Origin of the sequence: Rossellomorea marisflavi, from assembly GCF_001274775.1 — a bacterium.
Taxonomy (GTDB): domain Bacteria; phylum Bacillota; class Bacilli; order Bacillales; family Bacillaceae_B; genus Rossellomorea; species Rossellomorea marisflavi.
Genome location: NZ_LGUE01000001.1, coordinates 1,774,674 through 1,799,863 on the forward strand (window position 1 = coordinate 1,774,674; position 25,190 = coordinate 1,799,863).

Below are 25,190 nucleotides of genomic sequence, written 5' to 3' on the forward strand. Positions count from 1 at the left end.
TTTTATTACTTTTTAATATAATCCGCAAGCCTCTCGGCAGACCGGGCCACTCCTTCTTCATCCAGTGTCCTGACGCCATGTTCGATGAATGCCGGAAGAAACGTCGTTCCGATCAGATTCGATGTTGCCTGGAACGGCTTCAGTAGCTCGCTCATGGCATAATGGTTCTTTCCTCCAGCCTGGTAGGCCTCTGCCGGTGACCCTGTCGACGTCGCAATCAGAAGTTCTTTGCCATGAAGCTGCGTACCACCGCTTCCGTACGCCCAACCATAGGTCAACACGGCATCGATCCATTCTTTCATCAGCGCGGGGGCACTGTACCAGTAGAAAGGGAATTGCAGGACGATCCTATCGTGTTCTTCGACCAACTTCTGCTCACGCGTTACGTCGATTTGGAAATCCGGATATTCGCGGTAAAGGTCGTGGACCGTCACATCGGCCTCTTCTTCCAGCCTCTTTACCCAGGCTTTGTTGACGATTGATTCGTTCATTCGCGGATGTGCAGCGATTACCAATACGTTCATGTTCAATCTTCCCTTCCCAGCTGCTTTGCTTTTTTTGTACAGGCATCCATTGCCCTTACAATGCTTCCCTTGAAGCCGCTCTTTTCAAGTTCAATGACAGCTTCGATGGTAGCCCCTCCCGGTGAGCAGACCGCATCTTTCAGCTCTCCAGGATGGCTGCCCGTTTCAAGCACCATCTTTGCTGCTCCGAGAAGCGCCTGTGCTGCCAGGTTATATGCCTGCTTTCTAGGGATCCCCTCTTTCACCGCACCGTCTGCCAATGCTTCCATGAACATGAAGGCATAAGCCGGTGATGAGCCGCTTACAGCTGGAATGGCGTCCATGAGGCTTTCGTCCATCTCCTCTGCTTTTCCGAAGCTTTCGAGGACAGCATGGACCATCTCACGCTCGCCTTCTCCTACTCGGCCATTGACGCAATACGCAGTCATCCCTTCTCCTACAAGGGATGGCGTATTCGGCATTGTTCTCACAATCTTAGAGTGAGGGGTTAGTACCGCTTCCATCCAATGGAGTGTAATCCCTGCTGCCATCGTGATGACGATGGTATCCGGCTTCACATTCTCCTTGATGGATGAGAGAATTTCCTGATGTTGATCCGGTTTGACTGCGAGGAACAACAAGTCGGCAAATGCCGCTACCTCTCCATTGTCCAATGTTGTGCGGATCCCGTATTTTTCTTCTATTCTTTCGACGGTTCCGCGGGTTTTGGCGCTCGCCATGACAGATGTTTTATCCACCAGTCCAGAGTTGACGATACCGCCTATGATGGCCTGCGCCATATTTCCACAGCCTATAAAGCCGATTGATTGTTTCATTCTCTACACCTCTTCTTCCACCTATGAATCATATCAAAAAACCACTGAAAGGAAAAATGGTTCACATCTGGACACAATGACATATTCAAAAACAAAGTAAAAACCCGAACTTCGTTGCTTGATCGCAGGCAACGAAGTTCGGGTTTTACTATTTCTAAAACACATTTGTCCCAGCATCAATCGATTTTAGCGGTTGTCGTAGATTGCCTCCCAATCGAGATCGACCATTGGTTCCTTTTGCCTAAGCCTCTTCTTCAATCCATCGAGGAGCTCTTTTTCTCCCTGAGGAATAGTGGCCAGGTCCCACTTCTGGTGGAAAACGGAGTAAAGGGTCAAATCCCTTAGGAGGAGGAACTGAGGAATTCGCAGGAACCATTCTTTCGTAACCTGGCATTCGCTCTCATACCCCCGCAGGAACGAACGAAGGAAACCCTCTCCAAAGGCAGAACGCACGTGAAGGGGATCACCTCCATGCTTCGACCAGGTTGCATAGTATAGGGGGATGGCGATGTCACTTGCGAAGTAAAACCACATACTATCATCAAAATCAAATACGTGGAGATCTCCTTCATCTTGATCGTAAAAGAAATTGCCATGATGGATATCAGAGTGGATCAAACCGTATGTATCCTCGGATTGAGGAAAAGTCCTGATTTCATCGATTGTCTGTTTTCCAAGTTCTATGATATCCTCTTCCTCTTGGGGAAGGTACCTCTCGAAATTCAGGATTTCATCTTCATCCCAGGCCATCCTTGCCTTTGAAGATGGATCTCGATAGTGTTTTGTAATGGTATGCATTTTCCCGGTAAGACTTCCCCACTTTTCGAAGAGCCTCTTATCAAAGTGATCGGAGTTCGCTCTTACAGCCACCCCCGGTGCTTTATCAAATAAGCTGACAAAAAAGGATCCATCTTCCCCGGCCAGTTCTTCCACAAGGCTGCCTGCACGGGATTGATGAGAGAGGGAGACGTTCATTCCATGCCCATGGAGGAAATTGATCCATTTCATTTCCGCTTCCAACTCGATTTGCCTGCGGTGGGAGCTATGGGTGATCCTCAGGATGTAAGGAATTCCTTCCTTTTTCACTTCGTACACATAGTTTTCAAAATCCCCCAGCTTTCGGGCATCTGAAGCATCACAATCAAACATCCCTGCCGCTTCGTTCAATCTTTCCTTCGTCCATTGTGCGTCTATCCAAGATTCCATTTTGTTTCCTCCTGTTTGCAGTACTGATCTTCCTCTACTATTTCGTCTGCACGTGGAGTTTTTCCTGCAAAAAGGAAAAAGGGCCGATTATCCGGCCCTTCCCTGAATCCATTCATCGATTGTTTTAATGACTTCATCCTGCTGATTCCATACTGATTTTGTTGCTTTCCCGTCTCCCTTTTGGGCACCGTACACACCGAAGCCTGCGTGGTTCCCGCCCTTGACTTCATGAAACTCCGTATCTGCAGGCAGGAGGGATTTGCTCTTGTCGATCTTTTCCTTAGTAGCCAGTCCGTCATTCTCAGCCCAGATACTCAGAAACGACAGGTCGGATGAAGAAAAGTCTGTGGACTCGGCAGGGTACGAAGCAAGGTAAATGATACCTTTCACCTTGTCCGGGTGGTCAGCAGCATAGCTTGATGCAGCAACGCCTCCTAGAGAATGTCCCGATAAGTACCATTCCTTCACACCCTTATATTCTTTCATGATCTCATCCGGTACGTTCACCCCGAAGAATGCAAGGTTCAATGGTACATCCGGAATCACCACGGTATACCCCCGCTCAGATAGCTCCTCCCCAATATAGGCATAGGCCTCCTTTTCCACTTTGGCCCCCGGGTAAAGGATCACGCCCTTATCCCCCTCTCCTTCAAACACCAGCCACTTGCCATCCTTTGCTTCGGCTTTTTGAAGGTCCACTTTTTCCTTAAGCGATGAAGTGGCCGAGTAGGTTTGCTGGGACCATACATAAAAGGATAGACCTCCTATGACAATCAAGGCGAGCAGAAGAATTCCTGCCCATTTAAAAAACCGTTTCATGCTGAACCCCTTCTTTCTCAAGATTTATTGTCCCACCATTGTCAGGACTCCATCCACTAAAAAGAACCAGCCGCGGCTGGTTCGCATCATTTTTCTTGGAAGGAAAGACTCTTTTCACTCATCAGGTACTGCAGAGCCGTTTTAAAACTGAGGAAGCTTTTGATTTGCCCGACTTCCCTTACATCTGATTGGATGACGATCTGGGTAAGGGACGGGGTAAATCCCACGAAAATGATTTCAATTCCCATAAGCTGCACTGCTTTTGCCATATTATTGATATTCATGCCGAACACGTCCGTATCACCCATGTCCTTATCCCTTATACCGGAGAAATCAACGATAATCGTATTGATGTCCTGATTATAGGACACATCCAGGATTTTGGTGATGATGGCCTCAAACCTTTCCTGGGACAGTCTTCCCATGATTGGGATGAGAATGGTTTCAGGAACGATGGAAGGAATGACCGGTGCCGAAATATCCGTGATTTCGCGCTCTGTTTCCTCCAGTTTTCTTTTCAATTCCTGGACCTCTTCTTTTAGCTGAACGATTTCCTGTGTCTCCACACTCATACTGTAACCTCACATGAACATATTTTTTACGCTATGACTAGTGTAGCACTACCCTATGTAAAGTTTCTATCCAAATGTACCGGGAGCTCGGGAAATTTCTACTTTAGGAAAAGATCCATGATTGAACGTTCGACAAAAAAAGAAGACCAGCCCGGCTGGTCTTCGATCAAGCAAGTGCTGCTTTGTCACCTGAGTTGTGAAAGAAACTTTTCATCGCATGGAACACATCCGCTTTCTGCTTCAAGATATAATAACGGAAATCTTCGTTCTTAATGTTTTTATATGCCGACATCAAGGTTGAGTGGCGGTTATACTGATTCACTTCCCCATACCCGAACATACTCGATACCTTCATAAGCTCCTCCACCAGTTTGACGCATCTGACGTTATCAGATGTGAGATTATCTCCATCGGAGAAGTGGAATGGGTAAATATTATACCTGCTCGGTGCATATTTGTAGTCAATGAGCTCCAAAGCTTTCCGGTAGGCGGACGAGCAAATCGTCCCTCCGCTTTCCCCCTTGGAAAAGAAGTGTTCTTCAGAAACGACCTTGGCCTCTGTGTGGTGGGCGATGAATTCGATCTCCACCGTTTCATACTTCGTCCTTAGGAATCGTGTCATCCAGAAGAAGAAACTTCTGGCCATATACTTTTCCCAAACCCCCATGGATCCGCTTGTATCCATCATGGCCAGTACAACAGCCTTGGACTCGGGCTTCAGCACTTCATTCCACGTCCGGAACTTCAGATCCTCCCTTGTAATCGGATGGAATCCAGGTGTCCCCGTCATGGCATTCCTCTTGAATGCCGACATCATGGTTTTCTTTTTATCAATATTGCCCATCAGGCCCGTCTTGCGGATATCGTTGAATTCAATATGTTCCACCGTCTGCACGTCCTGCTCCTTTTTCTTCAGGTTCGGCAGTTCAAGCTGTTTAAAAAGGGCATCTTCGATTTCCATGAGGGAGACCTCGGCTTCGTAGTAATCTTCACCCGCTTTGTCCCCTGCCCCTTTCCCTTTTCCGGGCCCCTGCTGAGGGTTCCCATCCCTGGCGACAACATCCCCCACCTGGCTTTCTCCATCACCCTGGCCGACGTGCTTGTTTTTATCATAATTATAGCGGATCTTGTATTCATCCAATGACCGGATCGGTATCTTCACAACGTCTCTTCCATTAGACATGACGATGTTTTCTTCTGTAATCAAATCCGGAAGATTATTCCTGATTGCATCCTGTACCTTTTCCTGATGACGCTGTTGATCGTCATGACCTTTACGGTGGAGGGCCCAATCTTCTTTGGAAATGACAAATTGATGATTATCCATCTGGCTCAAACGTTTCCCCTCCTTATCTTTTTCTCACATATAGCAGTATCGGTGCATACACTATGATGGCTGCCCGCACTCATTTTTCCCGTCATAAGAGAAACGGGGATTACTCTATCCTATGCAAAAGCATCGATAAATTTACAAATAATTTCGACAATGATAGAAAAGCGGAGGCGGGTCGATCTGACCCGACAAGCATAAGACGAGGAACCCGGAAAGGCGTTCTTTGCCTTTTTGGGTTGCTTGGCTTATGACCTCGAGGGGCAACCCGCCGGAGCTGGACATCGAGAAAAGCGGAGGGGGCTTGCCCTGAGGCGACAAGCACACGTACAAGCACCCCTACTCCATACTTATGCAAACCCCCTCACCCCTACTACAAGCAACAAAAAAACAGGTGTACTTTCTCACCTGTTCATCCTTCTTCATATTGAGCCGGGTCTGACTGACGATTATTCAGCTTGAGTTCTTCACTTGAACGGAGCTTTTCCATCTGTTTTCCAAGTCGTATGACTTCATCCAGATTGTTGGCCATCGTACCGTTAAAAGGTTCTTCCTGCAAGATCGGTTTGTCATGTGTGGACATCCCTTCACCTTCCTTCGAAGAATACCGGCTTTGAATTCAGCTTACTATATTCTGATTATTCTTTCAACTTTTATCTTCTTCTTTGAATTGTACGGGATCGGGCTGCTTCTTATCTTCTTTCAGTTCTTCATTCGTACGTAGACGCTCCATCTGCTTCCCGAGCTGCTCCATCTCTTCCATGTTACCGGCCATTGAACCATTCTCAGGTTCTTGTTCATGATTTTTTTTCATCCGTTTTCACCTCTATTACTAAATTTCCCGTAATGGTGGTTTCTAAACCGATGAGGTGTACATCCGGATAATCAAGAAAGCCGACGGCACTTGACCGACGGCTCACCTTTTAACGATTAAGGAGACTTCCTACATAGCGGAGGAGCTCATTGGCACTGGTTGAATTATATCCGTGTTCATCGATGAGTCTCGCCACGACTTCATTGACCTTTTTCAACTGTTGCTCATCAGGCGTCTTGGAAGATGTCGTGATCTTCACAACGTCTTTCAGATCGGCAAAGAGTTTCTTCTGGATGGCTTCCCGCAGGCGATCATGGGAATTATAGTCGAATCTCTTCCCTTTACGGGCATAGGCGGAAATTCTGATGAGGATTTCTTCCCTGAACGCTTTTTTCGCATTTTCAGAGATCCCGATCTGTTCTTCGATGGAGCGCATGAGTTTTTCATCCGGATTGATTTCTTCACCGGTGAGCGGATCATGGAGCTTCGCTTTGTTGCAGTACGCTTCGACATTATCGAGATAGTTATCCATGAGGGTCTTGGCTGATTCTTCATACGAGTACACAAAGGCTTTCTGTACTTCTTTCTTCGCGATATCATCGTATTCTTTTCTGGCAAGTGATATGAAGTTCAGATATTTTTCCCGAAGCTCGGCTGTGATGGACGGATGCTGATCCAGCCCTTCTTTGAGTGCACGGAGGACATCCAGCGCGTTGATCGTCGGCACTTCTTTCCGGATGATGGTAGAGGAGATCCGGTTGATCACATACCTAGGATCAATCCCGCTCATGCCTTCGTCCTGGTACTCCTTCTTCATTTCGTCCACGTCGGCCGAGTTGAATCCTTCGACACTCTCCCCGTCGTACAGGCGCATTTTTTTGATGAGGTCGATATCGCCGCGTTTCGGTTCTTTCAAGCGCGTCAGGATCGTGAACATGGCTGCCACCCTCAGAGTATGCGGGGCCACATGGACGTTATTCACATCGCTCTCATTGATCATTTTTTCGTAAATTTTTTCTTCCTGTGTGACTTTGAGATTATACGGAACCGGCATGACGATGATCCTTGAGTGAAGGGCTTCGTTCTTCTTATTCGCGATGAAGGAGCGGTACTCCGTTTCATTCGTGTGGGCCACGATCAGTTCATCTGCAGAGATCAACGCAAATCGTCCTGCTTTGAAATTCCCTTCCTGTGTCAGGGATAATAAATGCCATAGGAACTTTTCATCACATTTCAGCATCTCCTGGAACTCCATCAGTCCACGGTTCGCTTTGTTCAGCTCCCCATCGAACCGGTACGCCCTCGGATCAGATTCCGATCCATACTCTGCAATGGTCGAGAAGTCGATGCTACCCGTCAAATCGGCAATATCCTGGGATTTTGGATCTGACGGACTGAATGTCCCGATGCCGACACGCTTATCTTCAGAGAAGAAAACCCTTTCCACCTGCACATCCTCGATTCGTCCGTGGTACTCCTTCTCGAGCCTCATGGTATTGAGTGGGGATAGATTCCCCTCGATCCGGATGCCATATTCCTCGAAGAATTCCTCCCGGAGATGCTGGGGAATGAGATGGAGCGGATCTTCATGCATCGGACAACCTTTGATGGAGAAGACCGCTCCGCGATCGGTTCTTGAGTATTGTTCCAGACCCCGCTTCAACATCGCCACCAGGGTCGACTTCCCTCCACTGACAGGACCCATCAGAAGAAGGATCCGCTTACGGACATCCAGCCGCTTCGCTGCCGGATGAAAATATTCTTCTACCAGGCGTTCGAGTGCTTCCTCGAGACCAAATAATTGATCACTGAAGAAATTGTACTTACGCTTGCCCTCTATATCCTCCACGCCTGCGTCTTTGATCATATTAAAAACCCGTGAATGTGCTGACTGACCGACCCACTGTTTTTCTTTCAGCAGATCCAGGTACTGTGCAAACGTCCCTTCCCATTTCAGCTTTTCTTCTTCTTCTCGAAAATGTTCAATTCTTTTTAAGATATCCATAAGGACCTCCCCTTGTCACTTGTTGAGAGACGATTAATATACTCTATGCTCATCCTCCTCTGAACATGTTAAGAAGATGGGATTTATCAAGGGGAATTAAGGAATGCGATTGAACACGTTTTCAAAAAGAAGTTCACAACATTTGTAAAATAGGCTATACTAAAACCAGACTGTAAGACAAGTTCATCTTGGGAGGTCTGGAAATGAATTTTCTATTGATTCTCGGAGTATCCCTGGCTTTCTTGACTGCGATTTTCACTGCAGGCTACAATGACAAGCCCGGCTCCAACTAAACAAAAAAACTGACCCCATCGGTCAGTTTTTTTGTTTCATCGCTTATTGAATCCTTTTTTCTCCACAAACTCCTTCATATACATGCGGGGTCTGTTCGAAAGCATATTGGCCATCTGGCCGCTCCAGCGGTCGGATCGTTTCCCAGCGGTACGGGCGTGGTAATAGGAAGAAATGGTATCATCGTACTCTTTCAATGTATCCTTCATCTTCTCTTCATCCCGTTCATATCCATCTTCATGGTAGATGGCTTCAAAAGGAAGCCTCGGTTTCACGTCGGATTCATGTGCAGGGTGTCCCACTGCAAGACCGAACAACGGAACGACCCTGTCGGGAAGATTCAGTACTTCACTTACTTGTTCAAGATCGTTGCGGATCCCGCCGATATAGCAGATACCAAGACCCATGGATTCTGCAGCAAGCGATGCGTTTTGCGCGGCAAGTGCCGCATCGATGAGGGCCACCATGAATTTTTCGGTACTTTCAAGTGTCGGAACCACATCGGCTCCTTCCCACTCACCGATCTTTTCATGTCGATGGAGGTCGGCACAGAAAACGAAGAAGTGACCGTTATGCTCTACATAGGATTGATTCCCGGCGAGCTCGGCGAGTTTCTTCTTCTTCTCAGGGTCCTTCACCCCGATGATTGTATATGCCTGTATGTAGCTAGACGTGCTTGCAGCCTGAGCAGAGCCTACAATCGTACGGATTTCCTCATCAGTCAAGGTTTGATCCGTAAACTGTCGGATGGAACGGTGCTTGAGTATCGTTTCTATTGTTTCATTCATTGGTATCATCTCCTTGATTATTAGTATAAACCAAACGAAAAAAGGAATGAAAATCATTTGATTTTCATTCCTTTCATTCATCCCGCATCAATCGAGTCCGGGGTACCCTTTTTGACGAAGGGCCTCATACACGAGGATCGCCGCAGTATTGGACAGGTTCAATGAGCGCACATTCCCATTCATCGGAATCCGCAGCGCACGGTCCATATTCTGTTCGATTATCTCATCGGGAAGACCAGTCGTCTCTTTTCCAAAGATGAAATAATGATCTTTCTCTACATCGCTATAGTCGAACGTTGTATGGGGGATCTTACCGTATTTGGTCAGATAAAAGAACTCCCCATCAGCATTCTTTTCGAAGAATTCCTCCAAGGAATCATAATAGATGATCTCAACGAATTCCCAATAATCCAACCCTGCACGCTTCAGCATCTTATCGTCCGTGGAAAAACCAAGTGGACGGATCAGGTGGAGCGTCGTATCAGTGGCTGCACACGTACGTGCGATATTCCCCGTATTGGCGGGGATTTCCGGTTGATATAAAACAACATGTACTCCCAAGTGTTGTCACCTCATTCTTAAAACTATAGATGACATTATACCACTATTATAAAAAGGTTGTCAGCGATCGTCCATGATCGTCAGGAATTTATACTTTATGTTGGGGGTGTAAGCAGTGGAATCCTCGTAGTTCCAGTACCTCATGCGGCAATTATACGTGTGGGCATTCACCAGCGGCATCCCGTCTGCATCCCTCCCCGTCACGATGGTCGTATGATCGAACCGTCCGTCCCCTTCGAAATCATAGCAAATCACATCCCCAAGTTTCAGCTTATCGGGAGAGTCCACCAGCTTTCCTCGGAGTCCCACGGATGAATTCGGGATATACTGACGAAGGGAATGGGCGACGGTCCAACTGTAGCTCCAGCTCTGATTCCTCATCCACCATCCTTTTCCCTTGGTCGGGTATCCCCTCATGGGAGCATCTCCTGCATGAAGGCATTGTGAAATGAAATTCGTACAGTCGTTCTCGAACTTTTTAAAGGCAGGGTTATAGCTGTTCCACCATTTTTCAGCGTATTGAACGGCAGCATGGCGATCATAGCGATATTCGAGCCTTTCCCCTTCTCCCGACTCCTCCTCATCTACACCAGGCTCCATGGCTTGAATCGGCTCTTCCACGTCTTCATAGATCACTCCGCCATAATGAACAGCTCTCCGATTTTCCACTTCCTCTTCAAGGTAGTAGTGGTCGCCATGCTTGATGAAATACGTATAGTGAACAGAATAAGTGACCTTTTCTGTATCGTCTCTTTGTTTGTCGATGGTATGGATCCTTCCAGTCGCTCCCACCTTGAGCAGCATTGCCTCACGCTTCCTGAAGGACTCCTTCTTGCGATTGACCTTCTCGAACTCCGAGTGACCGCTTGAAGTGAAATCATTGATCACGACCCCGATGTTCCCCATTAATACCCTTCTGATCATGCGCTCCCCTCCTCCCTAATGGGTATGCGTCGAAGGAAATAAAAAGAAGCCGCTCCCTTCAGGGCGGCTCCTATTCTGTCATTAATTGAAGACCCTTTTGAATTTCTTCCAGTACTTCAGGGTCCACTTCCTTCTCTATCTGATGTTTCAGCGCTTCTTCCGCTTCTTGGCCACCGATTTTCCCGAGGGCCCAGGCTGAGGTCCCTCTCATGACGGGACGGACATCATTCTTCAAAACCCCGATCAGATCTGGGATCGCGGTTTCATCTTTGTAATGTGCAAGTGCAATGATGGCGTTTCTCTGGATGGGTTTCTTCCCCCTCCAAGAACCGGAGATGTGACCGTATGTTTCCTTGAAATCCCGGTTTGAAATCGTCAGGAGCGGCTTCAAGAGTGGTTTCGCCACTTCCGGATCCGGCTCCATTTCCTCATGGAAGTGAAAGTCTTTCCCCTTATTCTCAGGACATACCGTCTGACATGTATCACACCCGTAGATCCGGTTCCCGAGTTTGAGACGGTATTCATCTTTCAAAAAGCCTTTCGTCTGCGTAAGAAATGCAATGCACTTCTGAGCATCGAGCCTGCCCCCTTCTATCAGGGCGCCGGTCGGACATACATCCACACATTTATTGCAGGTGCCGCAGCCGTCTTCGATGGGCTTGTCCGGTGAAAATGGAAGATTGGTGATCATCTCCCCAAGGTAGACGTATGAACCGAATTCAGGTGTAATGATCGAGCAGTTCTTCCCGCTCCATCCGATACCCGCCCGTTCTGACACTGCCCGGTCCACGAGTTCTCCTGTGTCCACCATGGACCTGAACCGTGCCTCAGGAATTCGGGACACGATGTATTCTTCGAGCTTCTTCAACCGATCCCTTAGGACATGATGGTAGTCCGTTCCCCAGGAAGCCCTGCAGAAGATCCCCCTACGTTCACCCCTCTTGCTCCTTGGGGCGTCCTTCATCCTCGAAGGGTAGGCAAGGGCGATGGCAATGATGGATCTTGGTTGGTCGAATGTAAGGGACGGGTCAACACGCTTTTCGATGTCCGGTTCTTCAAAACCCGATTGGTACCCCGCCATTTCCTGGCGGATGAGGCGATTCTTCATTTCCGTGAATGTATCCGCCGTAGTGAAACCGATCTTATCGATGCCGATCGTCTTACTATAGGAAATGATATCCGACTTCAACTGTTCCATGTCCATGTTCATCTGCCTCCTTTCTCTCGTTCGCATGAATGCATTGTACTATGATAAACTATTTCAAACGAAATGTGGAGGGAAATGAAGTGGAAATCATCATTGATTCAACGTTGAAAGAAAAGGTCCCCGACTTCAAGGCTGGGATCATTCACTATAGGGGCATCGAGGTCGGGGAATCCCCACAGATGCTCAAAGGGCGTCTTCAGCTTTTTCAAGAGTCCATTTACTTTGACCTTCAGGATCAAAGCGTGACGGACTTTCCGGGGATCAGCGAATGGCGAGATGTATTCAGGAAGACCGGAAAAGATCCGAACCGCTACCGTCATTCAGCTGAGGCGCTCTACAGGAGAATCGGGAAACAGAATTATCTAGGTACGATCAATTCGGCCATCGACCTCAATAATTTCTTTTCCCTCCGCTATCAAGTGCCCGTCGGAGTATATGACTGGAACAAGGTGGACGGCAACTCCCTCACCCTGCGCGTAGGGGGCCCTGGTGAATCGTACAAAGGGATGAACGGCAGGGACAATTCACTTGAAGGTCTGATCATTGCTTGCGATGGATCGGGTCCATTCGGAAGTCCGTTTGTGGACTCGGCACGTGCGCCTGTCGATGAGACGACAACGGAGGCTGTTCAGATCATCTACATGAGACCTTCCCTCTCATCCGACGAATGCGATCAGCTTACTTCTTCCCTCGAGGAAATGTTCACCGGCATCCACGGTGGTGAAGCCACACATACGGTCGTCACGACGGATTATTGATAGTACTCCTTTGGACAAAACCATGATAGGCGATTTTTGCCTCTTGGTTTTGTCTTTTTTTATAGGGTAACTGGAGAAACAGAGCCCGTTCCTTTTCGCTCCAGGGACTTGCTTTACACGGGGAGGAAGTCGGGCCTCCTCATTCTTGCGGGGTCTCGATCATCCCTCTTTTCCCGTAGGAGTCAAGTCCCTTCCGCTCCAATACACTCTTTGGTGATGCAAAAGAATATCGAAAGTTAGGAAACCAGTCAGTAGCTAAACGTGAATTCCTCACTGCTACCATATCCTCTCTACTATGTATAATACACTGCAAACTTTCCCCTGCAAGAATGACACTAGTCTTCAATAAAAAACTCCTTTGTAGAATGGTTCCACAAAGGAGTTCTTTTCTTTATTCACATATACATCGTTTGCCACTCTTCCTGCTAGCGAGGAATCCTACACAAAGCGGCCTTACACCCACCACATATCAGACGGTGTCTCCTCGATCAGGACCGACTTCAGGTTCTTCACTGCCCGAAGGAAGCCTTCTTCAATCGACATGATCGGGTCTTCATGTTCGATGCTGACAACGTAGTCATACCCATACGTACGAAGGGCACTCATCATGTCGGACCATTCCTGCAACCCATGACCACATCCGACTGAACGGAACGTCCATGCCCTGCTCCTTACGTTTCCGTATGGCTGCATATCTGTCAGGCCATACATGTTGACGTTGTCCTGGTCGATGTACGTATCTTTTGCATGGAAGTGATGGATCGCATCTTCTTGGCCGAGGATCTTGATGGCGGCAACAGGGTCGATCCCCTGCCACCACAGATGACTTGGATCGAGATTGGCGCCGATGGCTTTACTCGTTTCCTCCCTTAGTTTCAGAAGGGTGTACGGGGTGTGCACAAGAAACCCGCCATGAAGCTCAAGGCCGATCTTCACTCCGTTTTCTTCTGCAAGTTTCCCCATCTCCTTCCAGTACGGGATCAATTTCTCTTCCCACTGCCATGTCAATATATCGCCGTACTCATTCGGCCACGGAGTGACGGGCCAGTTGGGATGCTTGGCTCCTTCATGATCCCCGGCCGTACCGGAGAAGCAATTCACAACAGGTACGTTCATCAGACCGGCAAGACGGATGGTCTTCTCAAGGGCTCTATGGGATTCTTCTGCAAATGATTTGTCAGGCGTCAGTGGGTTTCCGTGACAGCTGAAAGCACTGATCTCCAGTCCCCTTGATGTTACCTTCTCCGCATACTCCCTGCGTTTCTCCTCACTCTCGAGTAGAGCGTCGAGATCACAGTGGGCGTTACCTGGATAACCGCCCGTCCCGATCTCCACGGAGTGGAGCCCCGCTTCCTTCACATAGTCCAACATCTCTTCAAAACTCTTTTCAGAGAATAATACAGTAAATACTCCGAGCTTCATCTATATTTCCTCCTATCTTAATGTGATGCTTTTCCCCGTTTCGCTGCTTTTATAGATGGCTTCGATAATAGCTGAAACCTGCAGTGCTTCTTCCGGTTTTACAATAAGCTCTTCATCACCTAAGCAGCTCTTGATGAAGTTCATCGCCTGGGGGATGCCAGCATCATCGTCACCGGGTATCCAATCCGCCTCACTATTCAGAAGCATGCCGTGCTTCATCTGATTCATCTGGAATGGGAAAAGGTCGATCCCCCCGATTTCACCTGAGATGCTCATGCTCTCTTCATCCGACTTGACGTTCGCCGACCAGGATGTTTCGAATAACATGGATGCACCATTATCAAATTTGATATAGGCTGTCACATGATCATCCACCTCGAAGTTTTCCCGGTCAAAGTCCCCCCACTGATTGACCTGTCCAGGCATGCGTGAAAGCTTATTGTAAGCAGTACCTGTCACTTCAACAGGGATCGGATTTCCAAGGAGCCATAGGGAAAGGTCGAGGAAATGACATCCATAGTCGATGAGGCTTCCTCCCCCCTGAAGCTCCCTGTTGGTGAATACGCCCCAGCCAGGGACTTTCCGACGTCGTATTGCACGGGCCCTTGCAACGATCGGCTCGCCGATTTCGTTTTCAGTAATGACCCTTTTTGCAGCGATGGAATCCTTCATGAACCGGTAGTGATATGCGATTCCGAGGAGTTTCCCTGATTTTCTGGATGCATCGATCATGGCTTCGCATTCCGTCACGGTCATCGCCATGGGCTTTTCACAGAAAACATGTACTCCTGCATTCAGCGCGGCTATGCTGATTTCCGCATGGAACTTATTCGGGGTGCAGATGGTGACGGCATCCACAACGCTGAACATGTCATGATAGTCGCTGAAAACATGGGGGATGGCGTTCTCCTTTGCGACTCCCGCAGCGGTTGCCGGGTTAAGATCGCTCACCGCTGTGATGGTCACGATATCTGACAGTTTTTTATAAGCAGGAATATGGCGGCCTTGGGCGATTCCCCCGGCGCCGATGATTCCCATTTTGAGCTTTGTCATGGCTGAAACTCCTTATCTTACAGTCTGATGATCTGTTTGGTTTTACTTGATTCAAGAGCCCCCAGGACCACCTGAAGTGATTTCATGGCTTCTTCACCCGGGACAGCTGTCGGAACGTCCTCTACGACTGACGTCACGAATCGATCGATGACTCCTGATGCAGACTGACCGCCGTCATCGTTCGTCTGGATCCCGCCAAGTTCATATTTGACGACCTCGCCCGTTGAATACTGTACGACAAGGGAATTGACAGGGTCTTCTTCAAGTCGAAGGACGGCTTTTTCACCATAGATGACGGTCGAATTATCTTCCTTTTGATAGGACCAGCTTGCAGCGAGGGTCCCGATGGTCCCGCTCTCCGTTTTCAACACGCATACGGCCGTATCATCGACATCGGCATTTTCTTTGGAAGACGTTTCAACGAATGCGCCAACTTCCACGAATTCTTCACCGAGGATATATCGCATAAGATCCGTTTTATGGACCCCAAGGTCACCCATGGCACCAATGAAGGCTTCTTCTTTCCTGAAGAACCAGCTATCCTTTCCATCCACGCTCCAGCCTTCAGGACCACCGTGGCCGAATGCGGTGCGGAAGCTGTAAATCTTTCCGGCTTCTCCTTTGGAGATGAGCTCCTTCGCTTTTTGGTGGGATGGGACAAATCGCTGATTGTGTCCGATCATCAGTTTTCGACCGGCTTCATTGGCTGCCACAATCATGGCTTCCGCTTCTTCAGTGGAAGTGGCCATCGGCTTTTCGCAAAGGACATGCTTTCCTTCCTTCAATGCATCAATGGATATCGGAGCGTGGAGGGCATTCGGCGTACAGACGCTCACCGCTTCAATCGACTCATCCTTCAACAAGTCTTTGTAATCCGTATACGCTTTTGCACCAATCTGGTCTGCCATCTCTTGGGCACGGTCTTTTACGATATCGCAAACCGCCACGATTTCTGCGTGTTCATTGGCCATATATTCAGGAATATGCCGATGTTTCGCGATGCTGCCGCATCCGATCACACCAATCTTCAATGGTTTCATTTTGCTTCCTCCTTCGCTTTAATCGTTTCAAGTGGCTGTGCATTTCCATAGACAGGTCGGTTCCGGTTCACTGGGGCAGCCCACTTCACTGCATTCGCAATCACCTTTTGAACGTCTTGATGGTAATAGGTAGGATACGTTTCATGCCCTGGACGGAAGTAGAAGATCTTCCCGTTCCCACGCTGATACGTACATCCGCTCCTGAAGATTTCTCCTCCTTCAAACCAGCTCACCATCACAAGCTGATCCGGCGCCGGGATATCAAAGTGTTCGCCGTACATCTCTTCTTTCTCAAGCTCAATGCTTTCCCCGATCCCGTCTGCAATCGGATGGGATGGATCCACGATCCAGATTCGCTCTTTCTCGTCGGCTTCCCTCCATTTCAAATCACAGGAAGTACCCATGAGAGTTTTGAAGATTTTCGAGAAGTGACCGGAGTGAAGAACAATCAGACCCATTCCATCCAGTACCCGCTGCTTCACTCTTTCTACTACTTCGTCACTCACTTCCCCGTGGGCAAGATGCCCCCACCAGATCAATACATCCGTTCCATCAAGGACCTCCTGTGTCAGGCCATGCTCGGGTTCATCCAAGGTTGCTGTCCTCACATTGAATGCGTCTTCCAGGAACGAAGCGATTGCTCCGTGTATCCCTTTAGGGTAGATCTCCCTCACCACTGGATTCTGTTGTTCATGACGGTTCTCGTTCCAAACTGTAACATTCATTATTCGATTCCCTCCATTTGTCGTTGTGCAAGCGATTGCCTAAATTGTGCCGGCGTTTCTCCTGTATGCTTCTTGAATACCTTACTGAAATATTTCTCATTCTGGAATCCCACATCGTGAGCAACCTGGTAGATTTTCACGTAAGGATTGGATAAGAGCTGCTTTGCCTTCTCCACCCTGACCGATGTCAGATAATCCGTTATGGTCACTCCGTATTCCTGTTTGAATCTGCGGGAGATGTACTCCCTGCTCAGATAGAATCGGTCGGCGATTTCCTGAAGGCTTACTTCTTCCACGTAATGCTTCATCAAGAATTGCTCCACTTCCTGCATGGGGTTCTTTTCTTTCTGATACCTGATGTTCGACAGACAGTCGATGAGTTCAAGAAAGTCTTTTCTTTTATCCTCTTTGAACCGATCAACCAAAAAAGATCCGTCCCTTCCCCAATAGTCCGATTCCACCGGTTTTCTTTTGAGGGATATGCCGTACTCTTTGAGCCAATTTGACCGGAGGAGGCTGAACTGATCATCCCACTCCTTCAGGCGGGCAAGGGTAAGTCCCTCTTTCTTACTTAATGCATCCATGATCATCAGTACTTTGGATGAGAGCTTATCTTTATCACCAGCTTGGACGAGAAGCTTCAACTCCGCCGCATAATCGAAAAGGTGGGGAGGCTCTGACTTCCTCTCAATCTTGGATACAACCGCCGCCTTCCCGGTCAAATCCTTTCCATAGTGGATGGCCAGTGCCGCTTGATAGGCTTCATGCATTCGGGTGGAAATCGTCCCGATGGCCATGGTGATCTGCACACTGCTATATTGATAGATCCGCTCGGTCAATTGACGGAGCCTGCTCTCTGCATCATCTATTTCCCAGAGGAGGATGGCAATCTCATCATCTGAATGTGTATGGCGGAAACAGACACCGATATCCTTGCTCCTGAGCCACTCATTGCAAATATTCATCACTGTAAAAACCGTCAGTTCCAGATCGCCTTGAAAGACGTGTCTCATCATGGGTTTCACTGAAAAGATCGCAATGCGCTTTTCACAGTCCACCAGCGATCGTCCATGCTCCTTGAGAAATTCCTTCTCCGCTGAAGGGGGTACAAAGGATTGACGGCACAGAGTCGAAAGCAAGTGATCCCAGTACCGGGGTTTCACTTCGTTCATGGCCTGCTTCTCTTCCGCTTCCGAACGACGATGATCTCTCCATTCCTTCACAGCCCTCTCGAGGGTTTCATTCAATATATCGGGCTCGATGGGCTTCAAGAGATAATCGAAGCTCTTATAATGAATGGCATTCCTCATCAATTCAAAGTCATCATGTCCGCTTACGACGATGGTTTTACTTCGGATACCTGCCGTGTGGATCCATTTCAACAGGCTGATTCCGTCTCTCTTGGGCATGCGCATATCAGTGAAGATGATTTCCGGACGGTGCTTTTGGATCAGTTCGACGGCTTCCTCCCCATCCTCTGCTTCCATGACCGTATCGATTCCATGGACTGCCCAATCAGCAAGGAGGATCAACCCCTCCCGCACGTGCTTCTCATCATCCACGATGATGGCTTTCATCGGCATCACCCTCCCATTGCAGCGGTACTTCGATTCTAACCATGAATCCTTCCTCATCCAGGTTCTTCAGCAAAAGAGCGGCCTTCCCGCCATAGTACAGATCCAATCGAACATACACGTTTTTCAATCCGATATGCCCTTCTGTCTTTTTTGATGGGTTGTACAACTGCTTTTCAATCTCTTCAATCCTTTTTTCCGGAATGCCTCCTCCATTATCTTTCACGATGATGATCAGTTGATCTTCTTCACGTCGGCAATTCAGGGTGATGACGCCTGCCCCGTTCCTCACGTCGAAACCATGCTTGAAGTAGTTTTCTATGATGGGCTGCAGGATCATCTTGGGGACGGCGACTTCCTTTACGTCTTCATGAACAAGGATGTCGTATCTGAGCTGATCTCCGAAGCGTTCTTTCTGCAGGAGAAGATAAGCAGTCGCATAGGTGATTTCCTTATGAAGGGGAACGACGTCTTCCTGCATATCCATCCCGTACCTCATGATTTTAGAAAGATGGGTCACAAGAGAGTATATGTGCGGGACATGATTCTTCAAGCCGAGTGTACCGATTGATTGGAGTGCATTGTACAGGAAGTGCGGATTGATCTGTGACTGGAGCATCTTCAATTGACTGGTGCGATTCTCAAGCTCAAGCTTATACTCCCGGTTGATAAGATGGTTGATCCTGTCTACCATTTGATGAAACCTTCTGCTCAGGACCCCGATTTCATCCTCGCTATATGTCTCTGCCTTTACCTGCATATTCCCGCTTTCAACCTGCTGGATGGACTTCAGGAGCCCACGGATGGGTGAGGTGATCCTGAATGAAACAAACAGGGTGGCCAGGACCACCAGCCCAAGCCCGATGACCCCAAAGAGGATATTGATCTTCGCTACATTAAAAGCGCTTTCATATAAATCTGCATAAGCAACACGTTTGACGAGGAACCACCCTCCTGCAGAAGGTGACAGGCGATCGTACATGATCACCCCATTGAAGTCATCCCTCTTCCACTCGATGGTTCCCGCCTCTTTCTCTTCACCGATGACCTCTTGGATCCATTGCTGTTTATCCGATATCTCAGCATCGGAACTGTAGATCATATCCCCATGAGGTGATAGAACATAAAACTCTTCAGATTCACTATTGTACATATTACGGCTGAGGTCGATGACTTTATCCGGAGCGATATCGAGTGATATGTAGGCAAGGACGTCATTATCCGGGATGTTCCGGAATGCACGATGGATCGTCACGATTTCCTTTGAGCGCCTGATTTTCTCCTCCTGCTGGCTATAAGCAGGTTCAATATACATATTGAATGGACTCTGGGCAGCCTTCAGAAAAGAAACCTCATCTTCTTCGGGTATCCCCCTTGAGAATACGACATTGGTCCGTCTCGTCGCCGAGATGAAGCGATCTTCCTCAAGAAAAGAGATCTTGACCCCGTTGATCGTATCACCTGTGTAAAGGATGGTCTGCATTACATTCTTCACCATCCCGATGGTCAGATAGCCATGGTCTTTGTCCGGGGATTTCATATAATTGATAAAGTCTGGATTGTTATAGAGGGAGAGGGACAAATCATTCAATTCTCCGATATAGCCTTCAAGATTCACCTTCCCCTGGTAAAGCAAGTTGCTGCTCTCTTTCACCACCTGGTCTTCCATGGAATCCTTTGTATAGAGATAGGTGACAATGATCGAAGAGCCAAAGGGCAGGATCGTCGTAATCATCAATAAGAAAATGAGCTTATTGCGGATGCTTCCCTTCAACATCGGTCCAGGCCCCCCGAAACTTGCTTATAAAATAGTATAAATCTTCCCTCCTCCTATTTGAAAGGGTTTTCTAAAAAAATATTTTAAAATACTGATAGACGGGATAAAAAATGGAAAGCACCCATGACCAGTGCTTCCCATTCCTCTCTTACTTCAGGTTATCCCATGTTTTCTGGAATCGATCCAAGACTGTATCATAATCGATCTTGCCTGCAGCATATTCCTGAATGGTAGCAGCGAATTCCTTATTCGCTCCATCCGGCCATTGGAACCATGTCCAAGGGATTGTCTTCTCATCCTTCGAGTACGTCAGGATGGATTCACCAAGGTCTCCCAATCCATTCGGTTCGATGTTATCGAAAGCCGGAATGAAGGCAAACTCTTCTGTGATATAACGTTTACCTGTTTCAGATGAAACCATCCACTCCAGGAACATTTTCGCTTCATCCAGATGCTTGGAGTTTTTATTGAGTACCCAGTTGTTCGGTACCCCTACAGGAAGACGGTCGGCACTCTCATCATTGTCCAGTGGAATCGGCAGGAAGCCCATGTTGATATCAGGATTGACTTCGGTGATCATATTTTCTGTCCAGTTCCCTTGCTGAAGCATCGCAGTTTCCCCTGATGCAAAGAGCGTCACCTGGGTGTTATAATCCGTCGTCAGTGGATTATCGTTGGCATTCTTGATTTCCGCATCCAGTACACTCTTAAACTCTTTAAACTTGTCATTATCCTTGAATGTTTCTGTTCCATCATATAATCCTTTGATGAACGCATCGGGATCCTCCTGCTGGGCAAACGGGATATTCAGCAGATGCTGTCCGATGACCCACCATTCGCCATAACCGGCTGAAAACGGCGTGATATCCTTGGCTTTCAATTTCTTTGCTGCATCATTCAGTTCGTCGATTGTTTTTGGTGTTTCCTTAATACCTGCTTTTTCGAAAAGATCTTTGTTATAAATGAAGCCGTACCCTTCCAAGTTGACCGGCATCCCGTATAGCTTGCCATCCTCATCAGTCATCGGGACTTTACCGATTGGAAGAACATGATCGACCCACGGCTCACCAGAAAGGTCAGCAAGCTTCTCTTTCCAGAGATCAAGCTCCTTGAAACCTCCATTGTTGAAAATATCCGGTTCCTCTCCGGAAGCGAATTTCGCTTTCAACGCTGCACCGTAGTCCGCTCCTCCCCCTACCGTCTCAAGCTTGATTTTAATATTCGGATGCTCTGCTTCAAATTCCTTGATCATTTCTTGAAGTTGATCGGCGATTTCAACCTTGAACTGGAAGAAATTCAGGGTCACCACATCCCCGTCACTCTTGCCTCCTGAACCCGAAGAGCCTTTGGATGAACAGCCTGCAATGATCCCAAACACCAGAATCAACGACATGCTTAACAGTAGAATACGTTTCACTAGATTCGACCTCCCCATTCTTCTTATAAATTTTATATAATTTTCTGCATGGAATATACAGAAAGTTTATATCTACTTGATTGATCCTGATGCAATCCCTTTAATGATATGCTTCTGAAGGAACAGGAAGAAAATGATGACCGGTGTGATCCCGAGGACCAAAGCGGCAAGTCCCATGTCCCATTGCTTCGTATACTGTGCAAAGAATGAGCTGGCAGCAAGCGGGATCGTCCGGAGCTCTGCATCCTGCAGAACCAGGAGCGGAAGAAGATAATCATTCCATATCCAGAGCGTATTCAGAATGACGACGGTGACGGTGATAGGCTTCAATAGAGGGAAGACAATCCTCCAGAAGACACCGAATGAGCTGCAGCCATCCATCATGGCCGACTCCTCGATCTCGACCGGCACCGTCTTGACAAAGCCATGGTAAAGGAACAATGACAGCGGTACGCCGAAACCGAAATACATGAGGATCAATCCCGGTATACTGTTAGTCAGGCCCAGTGTCCCACCCACCTTCATCAAAGGAATCATGACCGTTTGGAAAGGGATGACCATGGCTGATACAAATAAGATGAATAGGATTTTACTGAACTTCCCCGGAGTCCTGACCATTTTCCATGCGGCCATGGAGGAAATCAGAACAAGACCGATGTTACTGATCGTCGTGATGATGAAGGAGTTCATGAAAGCACGGGGGAACTGGATGATCTCCCACACCCTTGCATAGTTTGAAAACATGAACTCTTCCGGCCAGGCCGCTGCATCGATCAGGATGGCTGCGAACGGTTTGACCGAATTCACCAGTACGAAGTAAAAGGGGATCATGAAGACGATGGCCAGTGCGATTGCAACAATTTCGAGCAGGAACGTCCTCTTAGTGTAGCGGTTGTTCATCATGCCTGGACCTCCTTCCTCTTCGTGATCATCACCTGGACGGTAGTGAATACGGCGACGATGACAAAGAACAGGATCGATTTGGCTGTACCGAGACCGTATCGGTTATTCTGGAATGCTTCCTGATAAATATTGATGGCTACAGACTGGGTGGAGTTGAATGGTCCCCCGCCTGTCAGCGATATATTCAGATCAAAGATCTTGAATGCCATGGAAATCGTCAGGAAGAAACAGATCGTGAAAGCCGGCAGGATGAGGGGAACAATGATCCTTGTCAACAGCGTCCAGTTCGATGCACCATCAATCTTTGCTGCTTCCAACAAAGATGTATCGACACCTTGCAGGGCTGCTACATATATGACCATCATATAACCACTGATCTGCCAAGCGAAAACGATGACGATGCCCCAGAAAGCGGTCTTCTCATCCCCAAGCCAAGGCATCTTGAACAGAGAAAGATCGGTTGCATTTCCCAACGACGCAAACCCTTTTACAAAGATGAACTGCCAGATGAATCCGAGCAGCAGGCCTCCGATGACATTCGGCAAGAAGAATACCGTTCTCAGGATATTCCTCGTCTTCAAGGCTGCATTCAGGAGAAGGGCAAACCCGAACCCGATCACATTGCTGATCACCACCGCTGCAAACATGAACTTCGTTGTGAACATGAAGGATTGGAAGAACACCTGATCATCGGTGAATATCCGGATATAATTATCGAATCCAACCCACTCCACTGCTGAACTGACCCCGTTCCATGATGTAAATGAATAATACAGTCCCATCAAGAATGGGATGATCTGAATAACCAGGAAGAACACTAGTGCCGGACCTACGAAGGCACTATAGGTCAATATACTTTTCCATTTAAGTCCTTTTTTAGGAACAGGCTTCAGCTGTACTTCAGGCCTGACCGGTCCCGTCTCTATCTTTGGTTCCATCTCTTCTCCCCCTTCGGTCGCGCTTTTTTTCATTATAATGTAAACGCTTACTTTTTATAGTCAACTGAGTTGACATGGATGGGGCACGATATTGACCTCTTTAGGGATCAAAAAAAAAGACCCCCGCCTGAGTAAGGCGGGAGTGGGTCATATCTATTATTCACGGTCTAGGGGGAAGTCTCCCATCAATCGGTGGAGCCAGGAGATGCTGAGCTGGAACCACTGTGAGAAATCCTCGTCTACCATTGAACGCTGTCCAGCCGATGACAAAGGCTTCCCAAGGGAAAGTCCGTGGACGCCATGCTGAAAAATATGAGATTCAAAGGGGACGCCAGCACGAGTGAGGGCCCTCATGAATTCCACCGTATGTTCGACCGGTACGATCTGGTCTTCAAAAGTCGAAAACAAAAAGCTAGGAGGTGTGTTCCCATCGACTTTCTCTTCGAGGGACGGCACCGGGAATGCCAGCACATCCTCAAGGGTTGAAAGAATACAAGGATACCCAAGTATCAGGGCTCTCGGTCTATTGGTACCCATAGTCCCCAGTGAAGCGGCCAGATGCCCCCCGGCGGAAAAGCCGACTACCGCGATACGCTCAGGATCCACTCCAAATTCAGAAGCATGATTCCTGATATAAGCCAATGCTTCTTCCGCATCCCTGAATGAATCTTCAAATCCCTTGTCTTCTCCTACCGAATACCGAAGGATGAATGCATGATAGCCTTCTGACAAATAAGCCATGGCTACAGGCTCTGCCTCCCGGTCGGAAGTATAGTAATACCCTCCCCCCGGCAGGATCAGAACCGCAGGACGGATGGAGATGTTTTTCATGCGCTTGGTTGTATCCAAAGAATAGGCTGTAAGCGTCGATTGCGGGTTGCTGCTCAACTGGATAGATTGAATGTTCATACGTTTTCCCCCTAATGATCTATACGTTATGTCCAGTATATAAGGAGACGGATGGGGTTTCCAGATATTCTCCCCTGCAATATAAAAAAAGACTTCCAACAAAACGGTTGGAAGTCTGAATATGTAAGATGGAGCGGGTGATGGGAATCGAACCCACGACATCAGCTTGGAAGGCTGAGGTTTTACCATTAAACTACACCCGCTTATGGTACCGGTGGCCGGGGTCGAACCGGCACTCCTTACGGAACACGATTTTGAGTCGTGCGCGTCTGCCTATTCCGCCACACCGGCAAGCGTCTAAAAACAATATGAAGGCGGCAACCGGATTTGAACCGGTGATAGAGGTTTTGCAGACCTCTGCCTTACCACTTGGCTATGCCGCCATTTTTCTATGGAGCGGAAGACGGGATTCGAACCCGCGACCCCCACCTTGGCAAGGTGGTGTTCTACCACTGAACTACTTCCGCACTACTGGGCTAGCTGGATTCGAACCAACGCATGTCGCAGTCAAAGTGCGATGCCTTACCGCTTGGCTATAGCCCACTGTTAGTATATGACACACAGAGAAAAATGTGACAAAAATATGGGGCGACTGATGGGAATCGAACCCACGAATGCCGGAACCACAATCCGGTGCGTTAACCACTTCGCCACAATCGCCATGGCAGGGGCAGCAGGAATCGAACCCGCACCAAAGGTTTTGGAGACCTTCGTTCTACCGTTAAACTATGCCCCTGTACTAAATGGTGGAGGGGGGCAGATTCGAACTGCCGAACCCGAAGGAGCGGATTTACAGTCCGCCGCGTTTAGCCACTTCG

24 protein-coding genes and 7 tRNA genes are annotated in these 25,190 nt (G+C 48.1%); 1 reads left to right on the forward strand and 30 read right to left on the reverse strand.

Annotated elements, in window-relative coordinates; genetic code table 11:
* Positions 1-5 precede the first annotated feature (5 nt).
* The 13 genes from AF331_RS08860 to queG all read right to left on the reverse strand — a co-directional run bounded on the left by AF331_RS08860 (position 6) and on the right by queG (position 11,853).
* Positions 6-524 carry an NAD(P)H-dependent oxidoreductase gene (locus tag AF331_RS08860; protein ID WP_053427692.1) on the reverse strand — a complete coding sequence of 173 codons (519 nt, stop codon included), beginning with the start codon at positions 522-524 and terminating at the stop codon, positions 6-8.
* 2 nt (positions 525-526) lie between these two features.
* Positions 527-1,339 carry a pyrroline-5-carboxylate reductase gene (gene proC, locus AF331_RS08865; RefSeq protein WP_053427693.1) on the reverse strand — a complete coding sequence of 271 codons (813 nt, stop codon included), beginning with the start codon at positions 1,337-1,339 and terminating at the stop codon, positions 527-529.
* Between the two features lie 186 nt (positions 1,340-1,525).
* Complete coding sequence (locus AF331_RS08870) at positions 1,526-2,545, reverse strand: phosphotransferase enzyme family protein (RefSeq protein ID WP_053427694.1); 1,020 nt, start codon at positions 2,543-2,545, stop codon at positions 1,526-1,528.
* Positions 2,546-2,632: 87 nt separating this feature from the next.
* The gene (locus AF331_RS08875; RefSeq protein WP_053427695.1) at positions 2,633-3,364 is read right to left on the reverse strand and encodes an alpha/beta fold hydrolase; all 732 of its coding nucleotides are present in this window, start codon (positions 3,362-3,364) and stop codon (positions 2,633-2,635) included.
* An 86-nt stretch (positions 3,365-3,450) separates the two neighbouring features.
* The gene (locus AF331_RS08880) at positions 3,451-3,936 is read right to left on the reverse strand and encodes an STAS domain-containing protein (RefSeq protein WP_053427696.1); all 486 of its coding nucleotides are present in this window, start codon (positions 3,934-3,936) and stop codon (positions 3,451-3,453) included.
* A gap of 166 nt (positions 3,937-4,102) precedes the next feature.
* The gene (yhbH, locus tag AF331_RS08885; RefSeq protein ID WP_370296723.1) at positions 4,103-5,263 is read right to left on the reverse strand and encodes a sporulation protein YhbH; all 1,161 of its coding nucleotides are present in this window, start codon (positions 5,261-5,263) and stop codon (positions 4,103-4,105) included.
* A 415-nt stretch (positions 5,264-5,678) separates the two neighbouring features.
* The gene (locus tag AF331_RS22350) at positions 5,679-5,849 is read right to left on the reverse strand and encodes a hypothetical protein (protein ID WP_156183351.1); all 171 of its coding nucleotides are present in this window, start codon (positions 5,847-5,849) and stop codon (positions 5,679-5,681) included.
* A gap of 63 nt (positions 5,850-5,912) precedes the next feature.
* Complete coding sequence (locus tag AF331_RS22745; protein ID WP_162838956.1) at positions 5,913-6,080, reverse strand: hypothetical protein; 168 nt, start codon at positions 6,078-6,080, stop codon at positions 5,913-5,915.
* Between the two features lie 109 nt (positions 6,081-6,189).
* Complete coding sequence (locus AF331_RS08890) at positions 6,190-8,085, reverse strand: PrkA family serine protein kinase (protein ID WP_048004489.1); 1,896 nt, start codon at positions 8,083-8,085, stop codon at positions 6,190-6,192.
* Positions 8,086-8,414: 329 nt separating this feature from the next.
* Positions 8,415-9,164, reverse strand: a complete 750-nt coding sequence (nfsA, locus tag AF331_RS08895; protein WP_053427697.1) for an oxygen-insensitive NADPH nitroreductase — start codon at positions 9,162-9,164, stop codon at positions 8,415-8,417.
* 87 nt (positions 9,165-9,251) lie between these two features.
* The gene (gene trmL / locus AF331_RS08900; RefSeq protein ID WP_053427698.1) at positions 9,252-9,725 is read right to left on the reverse strand and encodes a tRNA (uridine(34)/cytosine(34)/5-carboxymethylaminomethyluridine(34)-2'-O)-methyltransferase TrmL; all 474 of its coding nucleotides are present in this window, start codon (positions 9,723-9,725) and stop codon (positions 9,252-9,254) included.
* A gap of 60 nt (positions 9,726-9,785) precedes the next feature.
* Positions 9,786-10,649, reverse strand: coding sequence for an amidase domain-containing protein (locus AF331_RS08905; protein WP_053427699.1), 864 nt, complete (start codon positions 10,647-10,649; stop codon positions 9,786-9,788).
* 70 nt (positions 10,650-10,719) lie between these two features.
* Positions 10,720-11,853, reverse strand: coding sequence for a tRNA epoxyqueuosine(34) reductase QueG (gene queG / locus AF331_RS08910; protein ID WP_053427700.1), 1,134 nt, complete (start codon positions 11,851-11,853; stop codon positions 10,720-10,722).
* An 83-nt stretch (positions 11,854-11,936) separates the two neighbouring features.
* On the opposite strand from queG, the gene AF331_RS08915 reads away from it, so the two are divergent.
* Positions 11,937-12,614 (forward strand): B3/B4 domain-containing protein, encoded by a 678-nt coding sequence (locus AF331_RS08915; protein ID WP_053427701.1) that lies wholly within the window; start codon positions 11,937-11,939, stop codon positions 12,612-12,614.
* Positions 12,615-13,067: 453 nt separating this feature from the next.
* Here AF331_RS08915 and AF331_RS08925 read toward each other — a convergent pair whose 3' ends face one another.
* The 17 genes from AF331_RS08925 to AF331_RS09005 all read right to left on the reverse strand — a co-directional run bounded on the left by AF331_RS08925 (position 13,068) and on the right by AF331_RS09005 (position 25,108).
* Complete coding sequence (locus tag AF331_RS08925) at positions 13,068-14,036, reverse strand: sugar phosphate isomerase/epimerase family protein (RefSeq protein WP_053427703.1); 969 nt, start codon at positions 14,034-14,036, stop codon at positions 13,068-13,070.
* Positions 14,037-14,048: 12 nt separating this feature from the next.
* Positions 14,049-15,089, reverse strand: a complete 1,041-nt coding sequence (locus AF331_RS08930) for a Gfo/Idh/MocA family protein (RefSeq protein WP_053427704.1) — start codon at positions 15,087-15,089, stop codon at positions 14,049-14,051.
* Between the two features lie 17 nt (positions 15,090-15,106).
* A complete protein-coding gene (locus AF331_RS08935) occupies positions 15,107-16,129 on the reverse strand; it encodes a Gfo/Idh/MocA family protein (RefSeq protein WP_053427705.1) in 1,023 nt (340 codons plus the stop codon).
* Positions 16,126-16,857 carry a ThuA domain-containing protein gene (locus AF331_RS08940; protein ID WP_053427706.1) on the reverse strand — a complete coding sequence of 244 codons (732 nt, stop codon included), beginning with the start codon at positions 16,855-16,857 and terminating at the stop codon, positions 16,126-16,128. The genes AF331_RS08935 and AF331_RS08940 overlap by 4 nt, the downstream gene beginning before the upstream one ends.
* Complete coding sequence (locus AF331_RS08945) at positions 16,854-18,431, reverse strand: response regulator transcription factor (RefSeq protein ID WP_053427707.1); 1,578 nt, start codon at positions 18,429-18,431, stop codon at positions 16,854-16,856. The genes AF331_RS08940 and AF331_RS08945 overlap by 4 nt, the downstream gene beginning before the upstream one ends.
* Positions 18,409-20,205 (reverse strand): cache domain-containing sensor histidine kinase, encoded by a 1,797-nt coding sequence (locus tag AF331_RS08950; protein WP_053427708.1) that lies wholly within the window; start codon positions 20,203-20,205, stop codon positions 18,409-18,411. The genes AF331_RS08945 and AF331_RS08950 overlap by 23 nt, the downstream gene beginning before the upstream one ends.
* A gap of 148 nt (positions 20,206-20,353) precedes the next feature.
* A complete protein-coding gene (locus AF331_RS08955; RefSeq protein ID WP_053427709.1) occupies positions 20,354-21,622 on the reverse strand; it encodes an ABC transporter substrate-binding protein in 1,269 nt (422 codons plus the stop codon).
* A 72-nt stretch (positions 21,623-21,694) separates the two neighbouring features.
* The gene (locus tag AF331_RS08960) at positions 21,695-22,522 is read right to left on the reverse strand and encodes a carbohydrate ABC transporter permease (RefSeq protein ID WP_048004562.1); all 828 of its coding nucleotides are present in this window, start codon (positions 22,520-22,522) and stop codon (positions 21,695-21,697) included.
* A complete protein-coding gene (locus AF331_RS08965; RefSeq protein WP_053427710.1) occupies positions 22,522-23,463 on the reverse strand; it encodes a carbohydrate ABC transporter permease in 942 nt (313 codons plus the stop codon). The genes AF331_RS08960 and AF331_RS08965 overlap by 1 nt, the downstream gene beginning before the upstream one ends.
* A gap of 156 nt (positions 23,464-23,619) precedes the next feature.
* On the reverse strand, positions 23,620-24,372 hold the full coding sequence (locus tag AF331_RS08970) for an alpha/beta hydrolase (RefSeq protein ID WP_053427711.1): 753 nt from the start codon (positions 24,370-24,372) through the stop codon (positions 23,620-23,622).
* A gap of 129 nt (positions 24,373-24,501) precedes the next feature.
* Positions 24,502-24,575: transfer RNA gene (locus tag AF331_RS08975), tRNA-Gly, on the reverse strand.
* A 3-nt stretch (positions 24,576-24,578) separates the two neighbouring features.
* A tRNA-Leu gene (locus AF331_RS08980) sits at positions 24,579-24,663 on the reverse strand.
* Positions 24,664-24,684: 21 nt separating this feature from the next.
* Positions 24,685-24,755 (reverse strand) — tRNA-Cys (locus AF331_RS08985).
* Positions 24,756-24,764: 9 nt separating this feature from the next.
* A tRNA-Gly gene (locus tag AF331_RS08990) sits at positions 24,765-24,839 on the reverse strand.
* 4 nt (positions 24,840-24,843) lie between these two features.
* A tRNA-Gln gene (locus tag AF331_RS08995) sits at positions 24,844-24,915 on the reverse strand.
* Between the two features lie 41 nt (positions 24,916-24,956).
* A tRNA-His gene (locus AF331_RS09000) sits at positions 24,957-25,032 on the reverse strand.
* A 2-nt stretch (positions 25,033-25,034) separates the two neighbouring features.
* Positions 25,035-25,108, reverse strand: a tRNA-Trp gene (locus AF331_RS09005).
* Positions 25,109-25,190: the final 82 nt, after the last annotated feature.

Bases quoted from the DNA above. Each gene is read 5' to 3' on its own strand.
- AF331_RS08875 (WP_053427695.1), bottom strand. From the start codon at position 3,364: ATGAAACGGTTTTTTAAATGGGCAGGAATTCTTCTGCTCGCCTTGATT.
- AF331_RS08950 (WP_053427708.1), bottom strand. From the start codon at position 20,205: ATGTTGAAGGGAAGCATCCGCAATAAGCTCATTTTCTTATTGATGATT.
- proC (WP_053427693.1), bottom strand. From the start codon at position 1,339: ATGAAACAATCAATCGGCTTTATAGGCTGTGGAAATATGGCGCAGGCC.
- AF331_RS08860 (WP_053427692.1), bottom strand. From the start codon at position 524: ATGAACGTATTGGTAATCGCTGCACATCCGCGAATGAACGAATCAATC.
- AF331_RS22350 (WP_156183351.1), bottom strand. From the start codon at position 5,849: ATGTCCACACATGACAAACCGATCTTGCAGGAAGAACCTTTTAACGGT.
- AF331_RS08960 (WP_048004562.1), bottom strand. From the start codon at position 22,522: ATGAACAACCGCTACACTAAGAGGACGTTCCTGCTCGAAATTGTTGCA.
- AF331_RS08870 (WP_053427694.1), bottom strand. From the start codon at position 2,545: ATGGAATCTTGGATAGACGCACAATGGACGAAGGAAAGATTGAACGAA.
- AF331_RS22745 (WP_162838956.1), bottom strand. From the start codon at position 6,080: ATGAAAAAAAATCATGAACAAGAACCTGAGAATGGTTCAATGGCCGGT.
- AF331_RS08945 (WP_053427707.1), bottom strand. From the start codon at position 18,431: ATGAAAGCCATCATCGTGGATGATGAGAAGCACGTGCGGGAGGGGTTG.
- AF331_RS08905 (WP_053427699.1), bottom strand. From the start codon at position 10,649: ATGATCAGAAGGGTATTAATGGGGAACATCGGGGTCGTGATCAATGAT.
- queG (WP_053427700.1), bottom strand. From the start codon at position 11,853: ATGGACATGGAACAGTTGAAGTCGGATATCATTTCCTATAGTAAGACG.
- yhbH (WP_370296723.1), bottom strand. From the start codon at position 5,263: ATGGATAATCATCAATTTGTCATTTCCAAAGAAGATTGGGCCCTCCAC.
- AF331_RS08970 (WP_053427711.1), bottom strand. From the start codon at position 24,372: ATGAACATTCAATCTATCCAGTTGAGCAGCAACCCGCAATCGACGCTT.
- AF331_RS08965 (WP_053427710.1), bottom strand. From the start codon at position 23,463: ATGGAACCAAAGATAGAGACGGGACCGGTCAGGCCTGAAGTACAGCTG.
- nfsA (WP_053427697.1), bottom strand. From the start codon at position 9,164: ATGAATGAAACAATAGAAACGATACTCAAGCACCGTTCCATCCGACAG.
- AF331_RS08930 (WP_053427704.1), bottom strand. From the start codon at position 15,089: ATGACAAAGCTCAAAATGGGAATCATCGGCGCCGGGGGAATCGCCCAA.
- AF331_RS08925 (WP_053427703.1), bottom strand. From the start codon at position 14,036: ATGAAGCTCGGAGTATTTACTGTATTATTCTCTGAAAAGAGTTTTGAA.
- AF331_RS08890 (WP_048004489.1), bottom strand. From the start codon at position 8,085: ATGGATATCTTAAAAAGAATTGAACATTTTCGAGAAGAAGAAGAAAAG.
- AF331_RS08935 (WP_053427705.1), bottom strand. From the start codon at position 16,129: ATGAAACCATTGAAGATTGGTGTGATCGGATGCGGCAGCATCGCGAAA.
- AF331_RS08880 (WP_053427696.1), bottom strand. From the start codon at position 3,936: ATGAGTGTGGAGACACAGGAAATCGTTCAGCTAAAAGAAGAGGTCCAG.